This window comes from Micromonospora sp. DT231, assembly GCF_049847025.1.
Taxonomy (GTDB): Bacteria; Actinomycetota; Actinomycetes; order Mycobacteriales; family Micromonosporaceae; genus Micromonospora.
This window is the reverse complement of sequence record NZ_JBNCNO010000024.1, coordinates 23,638-38,720: the sequence shown is the minus strand read 5'-3', so window position 1 is coordinate 38,720 and position 15,083 is coordinate 23,638. Positions and strand designations below refer to the sequence as shown.

The window sequence follows — 15,083 nt, the reverse complement described above, 5'->3', positions numbered from 1 at the left end:
GTGGTGGTGTAACCGTCCGGACCGGCTGCGCATTCCGCCTTACCGGGGCCCGGCCGTTGTGGCACTTGGCGGTGCGGAGGATGTAACCGGGCCGGGTCGGCGGGTGTTCCCGTTGGCTGTCTCCGGTGGGAGCACCTGGCGGCTGCCGTGCCCGGCCGTTGTGGTGCTCGGCGGTGCGGGGGATGTAACCGGGCCGGGTCGGCGGGTGTTCCCGACGAGGCCGCGCACTGCGACTCGACGGTCTCGGTAGCCGGCCGCCCTCGCCGCGACCTGCCAGGTACAACGACCCGGGCCGGCCGCCGATTCCGCCACCGGGGTGGCCCCAACCACCCGACAATCCCGACGAAAACAGACACCCCACTCACCCAGCGAACGGACACGGCGGACGAGGCGGCGTGATCGACTCGGGTTCTCGAAAATTGCGGCATCCGGGTGTCGGGGACAGCCCGACATCATGAAAGTCGAGTGGACCATGTCGGTCCGCGACGTTTGCGGCCGAACGGGGTCGACTCGGAGGCCAGACCGCCCCCGCTCCGCGATCTTGCACTTTCTGTCCCGACACAAGGGGCATTGCACCTATAGGGACAACCGATAGTGCAAGATCGGCGCCAACTTCTCGCGAGACGGCGCGGACCGGATCGGCGTCCAACGTCCGCAGCGACTGCCGGGCGGGCCGGGGTGAACCGGCGCGCCGAGGGTCAGGGCGTGGCGGTGTCGGTTTGTGGCACGGTGCGCTGTGCCGGGATGGTCGGGGTGCCCCGCCAGGGGACCTCGGGTGCGCGGTGGAAGGTGATCCCGGCGGCCGCCCACCGCGGGCCCTGACCGGCCAGCCGGTCACGGAAGTCGGCCCAGTCGTGGGTGGCCCGGGGTGACCAGCCCAGCTCGGCGATGGCGGGGAGCCGGGGCAGGAGCAGGAACTCGATGTCGGCCAGCGAGGTGACCGACTCGGTCCAGAGCGGGGCTTCCACCCCGAGGACGGCCGTGGCGGGCACGTCGGAGACGTGGGTGCCCGGATCCCAGTCGTACGCCTTGCGCACGTCGATCAGCCCGGCCCAGTCGTGTCCGATCGGGGTGTCCGGGGCGTACTTCATGTCCAGGTAGGCGTGGTTGCCGGGGGAGACGATGAGGCGGGCGCCCCGGCGGACCGCGTCGGCCGTGGTGGGGTCGTCGGCGTTCGTGCCCCACCACTGCAGCACCCGTCCGTCGACGTGGCCGGCCGGCGCGAGCTGGTGCCAGCCGACGACGGTCTTGCCGAGGTCGGCCACGATGCGCTGGACCCGTTCCACGAAACCGGTGTAGACCTCGCCCTTCACCTTGAACGCCTCGTCGCCGCCGATGTGCAGCAACGGCCCGGGGGTGAGTGCGGCCACCTCGCCCAGCACGTCGGTGACGAAGTCGTACGTCCGCTCGTCGGAGGGGTCGACGTAGCTGAAACCGACCTCGGTGCCGGTGTACGGCGGTGGCGCGATCTTGTCCGGTGCCAGCTCCGGGTACGCGACAAGCGCCGAGTTGGTGTGCCCGGGGAGGTCGATCTCCGGGACGACTGTGATGTGGCGGGCGGCGGCGTAGGAGACGATCCGCCGGTAGTCGGCCTTCGTGTAGTGCCCCCCGGGGCCGCCGCCGACCTCGGTCGTCCCGCCCACGGCTGTCAACCTCGGCCAGGAGTCGACGGCGATCCGCCAACCCTGGTCGTCGGTGAGGTGCAGGTGCAGGTGGTTGAGCTTGTAGCGGGCCAGGTGGTCCACGACGCGCAGGACGTCCTCGACGGTGAAGAAGTGCCGTGCGACGTCGAGCATCGCGCCCCGGTAGGGGAAGCGGGGAGTGTCGGTGATGGTCCCACCGGGCAGCGCCCACCGTGTGGCGACCGGGGTCCGGCTCTCGATGGCCGATGGCAGCAGTTGGCGCAGGGTCTGCACGCCGTGGAACAGGCCGGCGGCGGTGGCGGCGGTGAGGCGTACCCCGTCGCGGGCGATGTCGAGCCGGTAGCCCTCCGCGCCGAGACCGGCGCCCGCGTCCAGCACCAGCGCGATACCGCCGACCAGCTCCGGCGCCACGGCGTCGGTGGCCGGCGGCGCAGGCGTGGTGGCGTCCGTGGCCGGCAGCGGAGACGTGGTCGGCAACGGACGGGAGGCGGCGTGGATCACCGGTAGCGGGTAGCCGGTGGCGGGCCGGAGCAGCTCGGCGAGCTGCGCGGCGACGGCGAGCGCGGCGGGGTCGGCGCTGGCCACGATCACCGCTTCGGCCGGGAGGACCCAGTCCTCGGTCGGGTCCGCCTCGACCTGTGCGGGAGCGGGCACGACGTCGGACAGCCGGTGCGCGGCCGATGGAGCGGTCCGGGGCGTCGGGGTGGCCGCGTCCGATTCCCGCGCCGGTGGCGGCACCGGACCGGTGGCGGGAGCGGGGGAGGGGATGGTCGACACGGCGGCGACTCCGGGGGGTGTATTCGCGTCGGTTATGGCAAAAGTGAGGTTCACCGGCTGGCGTGCCGTCAAGCGTACGACGCGCGGCCGGGATGCGTGATGGTGCGCGTGGAAGCGTTCCCAAAAACCGGTACGAACACGGATAGTCGTGACGGCTGTGCCAATTGTCACCGAACGGTCCCAGGTCACCCGATGTTCGCTTAGCCTTCGCTCACCGATCGGCGTCGACCCCGGGATTACCGGAGGTCCGTCCCGGGGTAGGAAAAAACTGAACCTTCGTTAAGTGTCCATCCGGCGCGTGTGTGGAGGCTTTGGTGGCAGCGCAAGAAACCGTCGACCACAAGTACGTCTACGACTTCTCCGAAGGCAACAAGGACCTCAAGGACCTGCTCGGCGGCAAGGGGGCGAACCTCGCCGAGATGACGAACCTCGGCCTGCCCGTTCCCCCCGGCTTCACCATCACCACCGAGGCCTGCCAGGCGTACCTCGCGACGGGACGGGAACCGGACGGGCTCGCCGGTCAGATCGAGGCGCACCTGGAATCGCTGGAACGCGCGATGGGCAAACGACTCGGCGACCCGAAGGACCCGCTGCTGGTCTCCGTCCGCTCCGGCGCCAAGTTTTCCATGCCCGGCATGATGGAGACCGTCCTCAACGTCGGCCTCAACGACCAGAGCGTGGTCGGGCTCTCCGCGCAGGCCGGCGGCACCGGCGATCCGGCTGCCTCCGGCGGCGCGGCCGGCCAGGCCGCCTCCGGCGGCGCGGACAGGTTCGCCTGGGACTCCTACCGCCGCCTCATCCAGATGTTCGGCAAGACCGTCTGCGAGGTGCCGGGCGAGGAGTTCGAGCACGCGCTCGACGAGATCAAGAGCGCCAAGGGTACGCAGAACGACCTCGACCTGGACGCGGACGACCTGCGTGGGCTCGTCGACGCGTACAAGAAGATCTTTTTGAAGCACACCGGTCGCGAGTTCCCGCAGCAGCCGCGCGAACAGCTCGACCTCGCCATCCGGGCGGTCTTCGAGTCGTGGAACGCCGAGCGCGCGGTGCTCTACCGCCGCCAGGAGCGCATCCCGGCCGACCTCGGCACCGCGGTCAACGTGGTGACGATGGTCTTCGGCAACCTGGGCCCGGATTCCGGCACCGGCGTCGCGTTCACCCGGGACCCGGCCAGTGGGGCGCAGGGCATCTACGGCGACTATCTGGCCAACGCGCAGGGCGAGGACGTGGTGGCCGGCATCCGCAACACGGTGCCGCTGCAGGAGTTGGCGCAGCTCGACAGGGCCTCCTACGACGAGTTGCTCGGCATCATGGCCCGGTTGGAGGAGCACTACCGGGACCTGTGCGACATCGAGTTCACCATCGAACGCGGCAAGCTGTGGATGTTGCAGACCCGGGTGGGCAAGCGCACGGCCGCCGCCGCGTTCGTCATCGCCGGGCAACTCGTCGACGAGGGCCTGATCGACCTGGACGAGGCGCTGCACCGGGTCAACGGCGCGCAGTTGGCCCAGCTGATGTTCCCCCGCTTCCAACTCGACCACGAGTTCCAGCCGGTCGCCACGGGCATCGGCGCCTCACCCGGCGCGGCGTCGGGCACCGTGGTCTTCACCTCCGCGCGGGCCGTCGAGCTGGCTGCCGAGGGACGGTCGGTGATCCTGGTCCGCCGGGAGACCAACCCGGACGACCTGAACGGCATGATCGCCGCGAAGGGCATCCTCACCTCGCGCGGCGGCAAGACCAGCCACGCCGCCGTGGTGGCCCGGGGCATGGGCAAGACCTGCGTCTCCGGTGCCGACGCGATCGACGTGAACGTGCCGGCGAAGCGGTTCACCGTGGCCGGGCAGACCGTCGACGAGGGCGACATGGTGTCCATCGACGGCACGACCGGCAAGGTCTACCTCGGCGAGGTGCCGGTCATGCCGTCGGAGGTGGTGCAGTACTTCGAGGGCAGCCTCGATCCCGAGCACATCGACAACCCGCTGGTCCGAGCCGTACACCGGATCATGACGCACGCCGACGGCAGGCGGCGGCTGGCGGTCCGCACGAACGCCGACACCGGCGCGGACGCGGCTCGGGCCCGACGGTTCGGCGCCGAGGGCATCGGGCTGTGCCGTACCGAGCACATGTTCCTCGGCGACCGCCGCGAGCTGGTCGAGCGGCTGATCCTGGCTCGGGCCCCGGGCGAGCGGGAAGAGGCGCTGGCGGCCCTGCTGCCGTTGCAGCGGGCCGACTTCGAGGAGATCTTCCGGGAGATGGATGGCCTGCCGGTCACCGTCCGGCTCATCGATCCGCCGCTGCACGAGTTCCTGCCGCCGTTGGAGCAGCTCGCGGTCAACGTGGCGGTCGCCCAGGAACGCGGCGAGGACGTCGCCAAGGAGGAGGCGTTGCTCGCCGCCGTTCGGCGGATGCACGAGGAGAACCCGATGCTCGGGCTGCGCGGCGTCCGTCTCGGCCTGGTCATCCCCGGCCTGTTCGCGATGCAGGTCCGGGCCATCGCCGAGGCGGCCGTGAGCTGTGCCCGCGGCGGCGGGGTAGCGAAACCGGAGATCATGGTGCCGCTGGTCGGGGCCGTGCAGGAGTTGGAGACGGTCCGCGCCGAGGCCGAGAAGATCATCGCCGAGGTGGTCGGGGACAGCGGGGTCGAGGTGCTGATCGGCACGATGATCGAGGTGCCCCGGGCGGCGCTGACCGCCGGCCAGATCGCCGAGGCGGCACAGTTCTTCTCCTTCGGCACCAACGACCTGACCCAGATGGGCTGGGGCTTCTCCCGTGACGACGTCGAGGGCGCGTTCTTCTGGCGCTACCTGGAGCTGGGCATCTTCGGCATCTCGCCGTTCGAGTCGATCGACCGCGACGGCGTCGGCCGGCTGGTGCGCATCGCCGCCGAGGAGGGCCGGGCCGCCCGGCCCGGGTTGAAGCTCGGGGTCTGCGGCGAGCACGGCGGCGACCCCGACTCGGTGCACTTCTTCCACGAGGTCGGCCTGGACTACGTGTCCTGCTCGCCGTTCCGGGTGCCGGTGGCCCGGCTGGAGGCCGGTCGGGCGGTCGTGGAGACGGGCGGCTCGGACAGCCGGTGACGTGGGCCGGCGGCGGACCGGGCGACCCGGCCGCCGCCGGCACCGACGATCAGATCGGCGGGCGACGCCAGGCCGGCCGGGTCGAGCGGCGTAAGTGGGTGGGCAGGGTCGCCATCGGGGTACGCACGGCAAGCGGCGCGTGCCCCAACGGAACCGCACTGGCGCCGCCACCGCCGACGCGCGTGTCCAACACCGAACCGGTGCGCCGGGCCACCGCCCGCGCCTCCTCGTGCAGCGCCTCCAGATCGCCCGCCGCCGACACGGTGACAAGGGTCAGCAGGGCGGTGCGCCCGGCCGGGTAGGTCACCACGCAGCCGGCCGTCGTGCAGACCACCGACTCCCGGAACTCACCCCGCCGGACGGTGTCGGCCACCCGGTGACCGAGCCCGAAACTGGCGGCGGCCAACGCTGCGAGATGGGTGGCGTCGGTGCTGGGCAGATCGCTGGAGATGAGCAACCCGTCGGTGCCGGCCAGCACCGTCCCGGCAACCTCGGGTCGGCGCCGACGCAGCCCCCGTAGCTCCGTACCCACCACCGTGTCTGCGTCCACGAGCTGCTCCCTTACCGGTCGGGATCTGCGTGTCGGTCGGCTCGTCACGTTCCGCGCTGGAAACGCTACCGGTGGCCACCTCTGCCCGCGAGCCCGTAACCCAGGGCGATCGGCCCACAACTCCGGGCCGATCGGCGGTTGTGGACGATTCATCGACGCGTCGGGGGCACGACGGCCAGCCGTGACCGGCGTAACCTTGGCTCGCTCGCAAACGGCTGATTGCGTACGCCGTCGAACGGGAAAGGTGACTGAATGACCAGCGTCTGGGAGAACCTGACCGTCGACGCCCGCGACCCGGCCCGACTGGCCCGCTGGTGGGCCGAGGCACTCGGCTACCAGGTCGTCACCGACAACCCCGACGAGGTGGAGATCCGCAAGTCCGCGGACCGTCTCCCCGGCCTGGTCTTCGTGCCGGTGACCGAGGGCAAGGAACGCAAGAACCGGCTGCACCTCGACCTGCGCCCCGCCGACCGGGAGGCCGAGGTCGAACGGCTTGTCGACATGGGCGCCCGGCACGTCGACGTCGGCCAGGGCGACGTCGAGTGGACGGTGCTCGCCGACCCGGAGGGCAACGAGTTCTGCGTCCTCCGTGAGCGCGAGGAGTGAGCCGGTCTTGCGAGCCCCGCAGTCGCGAACAGCGGCGGCTGCGTGAGAAGTGAGCCGGACGCACGGTGGGTGCGGGAGGCGCCCAAGGACACCGGGCACCGCCGCTCACCGTACGAGCGCGACCGTGCCCGGGTGCTGCACTCGGCGGCGTTCCGTCGGCTGGCCACCAAGACCCAGGTACACACCGCCGGGACCGACGACTTCCTGCGTACGCGGCTGACGCACTCGCTCGAGGTGGCGCAGATCGCCCGGGAGATGGGCGCCCGGTTGGGCTGTGACCCGGACGTGGTCGACGTCGCCGGGCTCGCCCACGACCTCGGGCATCCGCCGTTCGGGCACAACGGCGAGTCCGCTCTGGACCTGCTGGCCACACCCTGCGGTGGCTTCGAGGGCAACGCGCAGACGTTGCGGGTGCTGACCCGGCTCGAGGCGAAGGTGCTGGCCCCGGACGGCTCGCCCGCCGGCCTCAACCTGACCCGCGCGTCGCTCGACGCGATCGGCAAGTACCCCTGGCCGCGTCGCCCGGGGCAGCGCAAGTTCGGGGTGTACGCCGACGACGCACCGGTCTTCGGCTGGATCCGGGTCGGTGCGCCCGGCGACCGGCGCTGCCTCGAGGCACAGGTGATGGACTGGGCCGACGACGTCGCGTACTCGGTGCACGACGTGGAGGACGGCATCCACGGCGGGTACGTGACGCTGGGCCCGCTGCTGGCGGACGCCGACGAGCGGGCCGCGCTCTGCGCCGACGTGGCCGCCGCCTACTCCGGTGAGTCCGCCGCCGACCTGGCCGAGGTGCTGGTGGACCTGTTGGCCGACCCGCTGCTCGCCCCGCTCGCCGGGTACGACGGCAGCCACCGCGCCCAGGTCGCGTTGAAGGCCACCACAAGCGGGCTGACCGGCCGGTTCGTGTCGGCTGCGGTGGCCGCCACCGAGGAGCGCTCCGGCCCCGGCCCGCACCGCCGCTATGACGCCGATCTGGTGGTGCCGAGGCTGGTCCGGGCCCAGTGTGCGCTGCTCAAGGGCATCGCCCTGCGGTACGTGATGCGTCGTTCCGGGTTCCGGGGACGCTACGAGCGGCAGCGGACGATGCTCGCCGAGTTGGTGGCCGCGCTGCTCCGGCGCGCGCCGGACGGGCTCGATCCGATCTTCGCCCCGTTGTGGCGGGCGGCCCCGGACGACACCGCCCGACTGCGGGTGGTGATCGACCAGGTCGCCTCGCTCACCGACCCGGCGGCGGTGACCTGGCACACCCGCCTGACCGGCAACGGCGCACCGCCGACCGACCACGCGCCAGCTTAGGCTAGCCTAACTGGTATGACGGAACGCCCCAGGAACGTCACCACGGTCCACGTGCTGCGCACCGAGCGGCCCACCCCGCACCTGATCCGGCTCGTCCTCGGCGGGGACGAGCTGGCCGGCCTGCCGGTGGGCGAGTTCACCGACCACTACATCAAGCTGGTGTTCCCGCAGCCCGGCGTCGCGTACCCGCGGCCGTTGGACCTCGCCGCGATCCGCCGGGACCTGCCCCGGGAGCAGTGGCCCCGGCTGCGCGCGTACACCGTGCGGAGGTGGGACCCGCTGGCCGAGGAGCTGACCGTGGACGTGGTGCACCACGGCGACGAGGGGTTGGCCGGCCCGTGGGCCGCCGCGCTGCGTCCGGGTGACCCGGTGCACTTCGTCGGCCCCGGCGGGGCGTACGCCCCGAGCCCGGACGCGGACTGGCACCTGCTGGTGGGTGACGAGAGCGCCCTGCCGGCGATCGCCGCCGCGCTGGAGCGGCTGCCGCTGGGCGCGCCGGCCCACGTCTTCGTGGAGATCGGCGACCCGGCGGACGAGCAGAAGCTGCCCAGCCCCGGCGCGGTCGAGCTGACCTGGGTGCACCGTGGCGACGGCCCGGTGGGTGCGGCGCTTGTCGCGGCGGTACGGGCGTTGGAGTTCCCGGCCGGCCAGGTGCACGCGTTCGTGCACGGCGAGGCGGCCTTCGTCCGGGACCTGCGCCGGCTGCTGCGCGGCGAGCGGGGCGTACCCCTCGACCGGCTCTCCATCTCCGGCTACTGGCGGCGCGGCATGGACGACGAGGGCTGGCGCTCCACGAAGGCCGACTGGAACAGCCAGGTGGCAGCCGAGGAGACCACCGCCGCAGCCTAGGCTCGCTCACTCCTCGGGCGCGCGGTTCGCCTCGCCGGCGCGGGCGAGTCGTCGGCTGAGCAGCACGGCGTACCCGACGACCGCCAGCGCGAGCAACGCCAGCATCAGCCTCGGCCCATGCACCGTCGCCGTGATCAGGCTGACCGAGAGCACCCCGTAGGCGGCGATCGCCAACCGGGCGAGGCTCGGTCGGGTCCACAGCCAGTACAGGGCCAGGCCACACACCGTCCACACGACCATCGCCCCGCCCAGCAGCAGCCGCAGTTCCAGCGGCAGCCGAGCCGCGTCGTCGTCGACAAGCCGGACCACCTGGCCGAGAGCCCAGCCGAGCAGCAGTAACGCGCCGCCGAGCGGGATGTGCAGGAAGCTGTACGCCTGCCCGCCGCGCAGCCGACGCTGGAGCAGGCGGGTGGTGACGAACGTGGTGTAGACCCACCAGACGGCCGCCGGGATCAGGAAGGCCATCGCGGCGGTGAGGATCATGTGGGGCGGGGGGTGGTCCGGCACCGCGAAGAGCAGGCTGGCCAGCGCGCTGCCCAGCACGATGATGGTGAACTGGCCGATCCGTTCCGGCAGGTGCCGGTTGTCCACCGGCCAGCGGTTGAGCCAGCGCACCCCGACCCAGGGCGTGGCCAGTTCGATGACCATCGCGACGATCCACAGGACGGGGCGCAGCTCGGTGGGCGTGAACAGCGACACCAGCCAGATCAGCCAGCCCGACCCGAAGCCGATCAGGTAGACGGTCGTCACCATGCGGGCCATCGCGCTGGTCGGGCGGGCCCGCAGGTACAGCAGGAGCAGCACGCCTCGCACGATCAGGTACCCGACCGGCAGCAGCACGCTCTCCGGCACCTCGTCGACCCCGAGCGTCATCGCGCCCGCGCCGACCAACGCGACGAGCACCAGCAGTCGGTGCGGCGCGTCGTCGGGGTCGAACCGGGTGTCGTAGTAGACCTGCCCCAGCCAGGCCCACTGGATCACCACGAAGAGCCCGATCACGGCCAGCACGGCCGTCGGCGACGGGGTCGGCTCGTTGCCCAGCCGGGCCGCCACCGCCGCCAGCGCGTACACGAAGATCAGGTCGAGGAACAGCTCCAGCCAGGTCGCGTGCCGGTGGCCGGCCTCGTCGGCCTGCGGGGTCAGTCCGCGCAGCCCGACCCTGTTGGCCAGCCAGTTCGGCACGTGGCGGGCTCCGGTCCGTACCCTGCGCATCTGGTCATGGTCCCCGCGCGGACCCGGCTTGCGGGCCGGAACCGCCCAGCCGGCAGCGGTGGCCGCCACACCGGCATCCCCCGGCCGGCGTGTCGTCGGTCCGGCAGGGCAGGATGTACGCCGAGGGGGTGGCGCATGGCTGGGCGGATCCGGGACGAGGACATCGCACTGGTCCGGGAACGCACCTCGATCGGGGATGTGATCTCCGAGACGGTCACCCTCAAGTCGGCGGGTGGCGGCAACCTGAAGGGCCTGTGCCCGTTCCACGACGAGAAGAGCCCGTCGTTCAACGTGTCCCCGGCCCGCAACGTCTGGTACTGCTTCGGCTGCGGGGCCGGCGGCGACGCCATCAAGTTCCTGATGGACGCCGACCACCTCAGCTTCGTGGAGTCCGTCGAGCGGCTGGCCGGCCGCGCCGGCATCCAACTGCGCTACATCGAGGACGACAAGGGCACCCCGCGTCCCCGTCCGCAGCAGGGTCAACGCCAGCGTCTGGTCGCCGCGCACGCCGCCGCCGTCGAGTTCTACCGGGCGCAGCTCAGCACGGCCGGGGCCCGGCCGGCCCGCGAGTTCCTGGCGAAACGGGGCTTCGACCGGGCCGCCGCCGAGCGCTACGGCTGTGGCTTCGCGCCGGAGGGCTGGGACCTGCTCACCAAGCACCTGCGCCAGCAGGGTTTCACCCACCAGGAGCTGGTCACCGCCGGGTTGTCCCGGGAGTCCCGCTCCGGCACGCTCATCGACAGGTTCCGCCGTCGGCTGCTCTGGCCGATCCGCGACCTCGCCGGCGACGTGATCGGCTTCGGCGCGCGCAAGCTCTTCGACGACGACGACGGCCCGAAATACCTCAACACCCCCGAGACGCCGATCTACAAGAAGTCGCACGTGCTCTACGGCATCGACCAGGCCAAGCGGGAGATCGCCAAGCAGGGCCGGGCGGTGATCGTCGAGGGTTACACCGACGTGATGGCCTGCCACCTCGCCGGGGTGACGACAGCGGTGGCGACCTGCGGCACCGCGTTCGCCGCGGACCACATCTCGGTCCTGCGGCGGCTGCTGTTCGACAGCGACGAGGTGGCCGGCGAGATCATCTTCACCTTCGACGGTGACGCCGCCGGCCAGAAGGCCGCGCTGCGCGCCTTCGAGGACGACCAGCGGTTCGTCGGGCGTACGTTCATCGCGGTCAGCCCGGACAACATGGACCCGTGCGATCTGCGGCTGGCCAAGGGTGACCTGGCGGTCCGGGATCTGGTCGCCCGCCGTGAGCCGCTCGTCGACTTCGCGCTGCGGCACGTGATCAGCCGCTTCGACCTGGACACCGTCGACGGCCGGGTCGAGGCCATGCGCCACGCCGCGCCGCTCGTCGCGCGACTCAAGGACCGGGAAAAACGCCCGGAGTACGTCCGCAAACTCGCCATGGACCTCGGGATGGAGATCGAGCCGGTGCAGCGGGCCGTGCTCGCCGCCGCCAACACTCCACCGCCCGGCGCCCGCGACGCCGGCCCCGCCGCCCGGCCCGCCTCGGCTCGCCCCGAGCCGACTCTGGACAGCCCGCAGTCGATGGTCGAGCGGGAGGCGCTGAAGCTCGCCCTCCAGCAGCCGGTCCTGGCCGGGCCGATGTTCGACGCGGTCGAGTCGCCCGAATACCGCCACCCGGTGCACGTCGCGGTGCGTACCGCCATCGCGGCCGCCGGTGGCGCCGCGTCGGCGACCGGCGGCGCGGTGTGGATCGAGTCGGTCCGCGACGCCTGCGACGATCTGGCCGCGGCGGCGCTTGTCGGCGAGTTGGCGGTGGAGCCGCTGCGCATCGACGGCGAACCGGACCCGCGCTACGTGTCGATCACCATGGCGCGGGTGCAGTTCGGGTCGGTGACCGCCCGCGTCCGGGACCTCAAGTCGCGCATCCAGCGGATCAACCCGGTAAACAACAAGGACGAGTACTTCGCCGCCTTCGGTGAGCTGCTGTCCCTGGAGCAGCACGCCCGGGCGCTGCGCGAACAGGCCGCGGGAGGCCTCTAGATGGGACTGTTCAGCCGCAAGCCGAAGCTGCCACCTGCCGACCGGCCACCGCTGGTCGCCGACGAACGGGTGTTGGCCTGGGCGGCGGCCGGTAACGGCGAGGGCGACGGGGTGGTGGTCGCCACCAATCTCGGGCTGTGGCTGCCCGGTCGAGGGCACCGGCTCGGCTGGCACACCATCCTCAAGGCGGTCTGGTCCGGCCGGGAGCTGACCGTCACACCTGCGGAGACGGTCGCCGAACGCGACGGCTACGCGCTCGTCGCCGACGGCCCGGCCGAGACATACTTCCTCCTCGATCCGCAGGAGCTGCCGCACCAGGTGCGGGCACGGGTGACGCGTTCGGTGGCGTACACCGAGCACCAGCAGGTGCCCGGCGGCGCGGCGCGGGTCGCGGCCCGCCGCGTGGCCGGAGCCGACGGTCTGACCTGGACGGTCCGCCTGGATCCCGGCACCCCGGCGGACGACGAGGCCCTGCTGGCCGAGACCGACCGCCTGGTCGGCGTGGCCCGTGCCGCCACCGCCCCCGGCGACCTCTGACCACCCGGCCTTCGGCGCTGCCGCGATCTTGCACTTTCTGTCCCGACATAGGGGGCAGGTCGTCGCATCTGGACGACAGAAACTGCAAGATCGACAGGGTGGGGGTGTCTGGCGTCGTATTTGCGTGGAGGCATGTCGGGCCCGGCCGTTAGGGTCGGGCGGTGACTTCGGGGCGGCCACTGATTCAGGCACGCGGGCTGGTGAAGCGGTTCGGCGACTTCACCGCCGTGGACGGCATCGACGTCGAGGTGCGCTCGGGTGAGGCCTTCGGTTTCCTCGGGCCCAACGGCGCGGGCAAGTCCTCCACCATGCGGATGGTCGGCTGCACGTCCCCACCCAGCGGTGGTGAGCTGCGCATCCTCGGCATGGACCCGGTCGCCGACGGGCCCGCGATCCGAGCCCGGCTGGGCGTGTGCCCCCAGTTGGACAATCTCGACCCGGAGCTGACCGTCCGGGAGAACCTGACGGTCTACGCGCGCTACTTCGGCATCACCCGCCGGGCGGCCCGGGAGCGGGCCGACGAGCTGCTCGACTTCGTCCAGCTCACCGAGCGGGCCGGCAGCAAGGTCGAGCCGCTGTCCGGCGGGATGAAGCGCCGGCTGACCATCGCCCGCGCGCTTGTCAACGACCCGGAGATCGTGCTGCTCGACGAGCCGACCACCGGGCTCGACCCGCAGGCCCGGCACCTGGTGTGGGAGCGGCTGTTCCGGCTCAAGCAGCGGGGCGTCACGCTTGTGCTCACCACGCACTACATGGACGAGGCCGAGCAGCTCTGCGACCGGCTGGTGGTGATGGACGGCGGGCGGATCGTCGCCGAGGGCTCGCCCCGGGCGCTCATCGAGCGACACTCCACCCGGGAGGTGGTCGAGCTGCGCTTCGCCGCCGATTCGCAGGAGCCGTTCGCCCGTAAGCTCGACGGCCTGGGGGAGCGGGTCGAGGTGCTGCCCGACCGGGTCCTGCTCTACGTGCCCGACGGCGACGCGGCGGTCGCCGAGGTCGCCGCGCTCGGGCTCGACCCGGCCAACGTGCTGGTGCGGCGCAGCGGCCTGGAGGACGTCTTCCTACACCTGACCGGCCGCACCCTGATCGACTGATCCACTCGGCTTCCGTGAAGTCGGGGTGTCCGAGTGGCGCTGACAGCCCGACTTCCCGGAAACCGAGTCGGTCAAGCCGGCGGGACCAGGGCAGCCGGCCCGGCCCAGGCGGGCGGGAGAAGGGCTGGCGGGCGGGACAAGGGCCGGCGGGCGGGACAAGGGCAGGCGGGCGGGAGAAGGGCAGGTGGGCGGGACAAGGGCGGGTGGGCGGCCAGGGGCGCGCCGGGCTGAGGGCGGGTGGTCGGGTCTGGCGGGATGGCTGGGCTGCGGGCGGACCGGAACGGCTGGGTGGAACGCGGGCGACAAGCCGACGGGGTCGTAAGGTGACCGGCGGCCTGTCGTACCCCGAAGGAGTTTCATGTCTGATCTGGTGACCGCCAACCGACGTCAGGCCGGGCTGACCGCCCTCTACCTGGGCATCTTCGCGATGGTCTGGTTCAGCGTGCCGGCGGCGGAGCAACCCCTGCGCGCCCTGCTGGTGGTGGGCAGCATCGTCGCACTGCTCACCGCCGCGCTGGGCGGCGTGCTGTCGGCCCGACTCCGGGGGGCCGGCGTCCCTCGGGACCGGGCGGCCGACCGTCCGTACGTGCTCATCGTCGTCGCCGAGTTCGCCGCCGCCGGCCTGGGTGCCGCCGTGTTGGTCGCGGCCGGCTGGTCGGAGTACGTACCGGTGCTTGTCTGCCTGGTGGTCGGTCTGCACTTCTTCCCGCTCGCCCCGCTGCTGCGCGACCCGCTGCTGCGGCCGCTCGGCGTCGCGCTGTGCCTGGTGGCGGCGGCGGGCCTCGTCACCGGCCTCGCCTCGGCGGTCTCCGCCGGCCTGGTGGTCGGGGTCGGCGCGGGCGTGCTGCTGCTCGCCTACGCGGTGCAGGCGCTGATCCGCGCGCACCGACCCGCCTGACCGCCAAAGCCCGACCAGGCCGACCGATCGTTGGCAGCTCAGCAGCAATCGTTCCGGCGTGTCGAGCTGCTGAGCTGCCAACGATCACCGCTCAACGGGCTCTGGCCCAGGTGATGAAACGGTCGACGAGTACGCGTTGCGTCGGCGGGCCGGAGGTGATGCGGGAGCAGTTGCGGCATCGGTTCGTCCCTGCCCTGGGTCCGAATCCAGGTGTGCCGCTGTCGGCCGGTGCGTACGCCGGGCTCGATGGTCCCTTCGTGATCGCCACCACATCCACCGGGGAAGATGTGGTCTACCTGGACGGGCAGCGCCACGGGCAGGTGATCGACCGGGCCGAGTACGTGCGGCAGATGGTCGAGGTGTGGGAGTCGATCCGCGGTGAGGCACTATCGCAGCAGCAGTCCCTCGACCTGATCGCGGACGTGGCCGAGACACGGAGCTGACTGGCGCACGATGGCGCAAGAGCACCCGCAGCAACGGCAGCGGCGGTGCCTGAAAGTCGCGGGGTGAAACCCGGGCGACACG

At 71.9% G+C, this 15,083-nt stretch carries 12 protein-coding genes; 9 read left to right on the top strand and 3 right to left on the bottom strand.

Features of this window, described 5'->3' with window-relative positions:
• Positions 1-698: 698 nt before the first annotated feature.
• Positions 699-2,474: a family 20 glycosylhydrolase gene (locus ACPXBU_RS34455; protein WP_425761357.1), complete on the bottom strand. Its 1,776-nt coding sequence runs from the start codon at positions 2,472-2,474 to the stop codon at positions 699-701.
• A 260-nt stretch (positions 2,475-2,734) separates the two neighbouring features.
• Between ACPXBU_RS34455 and ppdK the strand changes: the two genes are divergently transcribed.
• Positions 2,735-5,497, top strand: coding sequence for a pyruvate, phosphate dikinase (gene ppdK, locus ACPXBU_RS34450; RefSeq protein WP_425761356.1), 2,763 nt, complete (start codon positions 2,735-2,737; stop codon positions 5,495-5,497).
• Between the two features lie 49 nt (positions 5,498-5,546).
• Here ppdK and ACPXBU_RS34445 read toward each other — a convergent pair whose 3' ends face one another.
• Positions 5,547-6,047, bottom strand: coding sequence for a roadblock/LC7 domain-containing protein (locus tag ACPXBU_RS34445; protein ID WP_425761355.1), 501 nt, complete (start codon positions 6,045-6,047; stop codon positions 5,547-5,549).
• A 252-nt stretch (positions 6,048-6,299) separates the two neighbouring features.
• Between ACPXBU_RS34445 and ACPXBU_RS34440 the strand changes: the two genes are divergently transcribed.
• Genes ACPXBU_RS34440 through ACPXBU_RS34430 form a run of 3 tightly spaced genes read left to right on the top strand, consistent with a single transcriptional unit; the run spans position 6,300 to position 8,801 of the window.
• Entirely contained in the window at positions 6,300-6,653 is a 354-nt protein-coding gene (locus ACPXBU_RS34440) for a VOC family protein (RefSeq protein ID WP_393364376.1), read from the top strand.
• Between the two features lie 42 nt (positions 6,654-6,695).
• Positions 6,696-7,952 carry a deoxyguanosinetriphosphate triphosphohydrolase gene (locus ACPXBU_RS34435; protein ID WP_393364373.1) on the top strand — a complete coding sequence of 419 codons (1,257 nt, stop codon included), beginning with the start codon at positions 6,696-6,698 and terminating at the stop codon, positions 7,950-7,952.
• Between the two features lie 15 nt (positions 7,953-7,967).
• Entirely contained in the window at positions 7,968-8,801 is an 834-nt protein-coding gene (locus ACPXBU_RS34430) for a siderophore-interacting protein (RefSeq protein ID WP_393364371.1), read from the top strand.
• Between the two features lie 6 nt (positions 8,802-8,807).
• Here the strand turns inward: ACPXBU_RS34430 and ACPXBU_RS34425 are convergent, their stop codons facing one another.
• Complete coding sequence (locus ACPXBU_RS34425; RefSeq protein ID WP_393364368.1) at positions 8,808-10,013, bottom strand: low temperature requirement protein A; 1,206 nt, start codon at positions 10,011-10,013, stop codon at positions 8,808-8,810.
• 135 nt (positions 10,014-10,148) lie between these two features.
• On the opposite strand from ACPXBU_RS34425, the gene dnaG reads away from it, so the two are divergent.
• The 5 genes from dnaG (at position 10,149) to ACPXBU_RS34400 (ending at position 15,001) form a co-directional block, all read left to right on the top strand.
• Positions 10,149-12,029 (top strand): DNA primase, encoded by a 1,881-nt coding sequence (gene dnaG, locus ACPXBU_RS34420; protein WP_425761354.1) that lies wholly within the window; start codon positions 10,149-10,151, stop codon positions 12,027-12,029.
• The gene (locus ACPXBU_RS34415; protein WP_393364362.1) at positions 12,030-12,566 is read left to right on the top strand and encodes a hypothetical protein; all 537 of its coding nucleotides are present in this window, start codon (positions 12,030-12,032) and stop codon (positions 12,564-12,566) included.
• A 161-nt stretch (positions 12,567-12,727) separates the two neighbouring features.
• Positions 12,728-13,660, top strand: coding sequence for an ABC transporter ATP-binding protein (locus ACPXBU_RS34410; protein ID WP_425761353.1), 933 nt, complete (start codon positions 12,728-12,730; stop codon positions 13,658-13,660).
• Positions 13,661-14,018: 358 nt separating this feature from the next.
• On the top strand, positions 14,019-14,558 hold the full coding sequence (locus ACPXBU_RS34405) for a hypothetical protein (protein WP_425761352.1): 540 nt from the start codon (positions 14,019-14,021) through the stop codon (positions 14,556-14,558).
• Positions 14,555-15,001: a Scr1 family TA system antitoxin-like transcriptional regulator gene (locus ACPXBU_RS34400; protein ID WP_425761359.1), complete on the top strand. Its 447-nt coding sequence runs from the start codon at positions 14,555-14,557 to the stop codon at positions 14,999-15,001. The genes ACPXBU_RS34405 and ACPXBU_RS34400 overlap by 4 nt, the downstream gene beginning before the upstream one ends.
• Positions 15,002-15,083 lie beyond the last annotated feature (82 nt).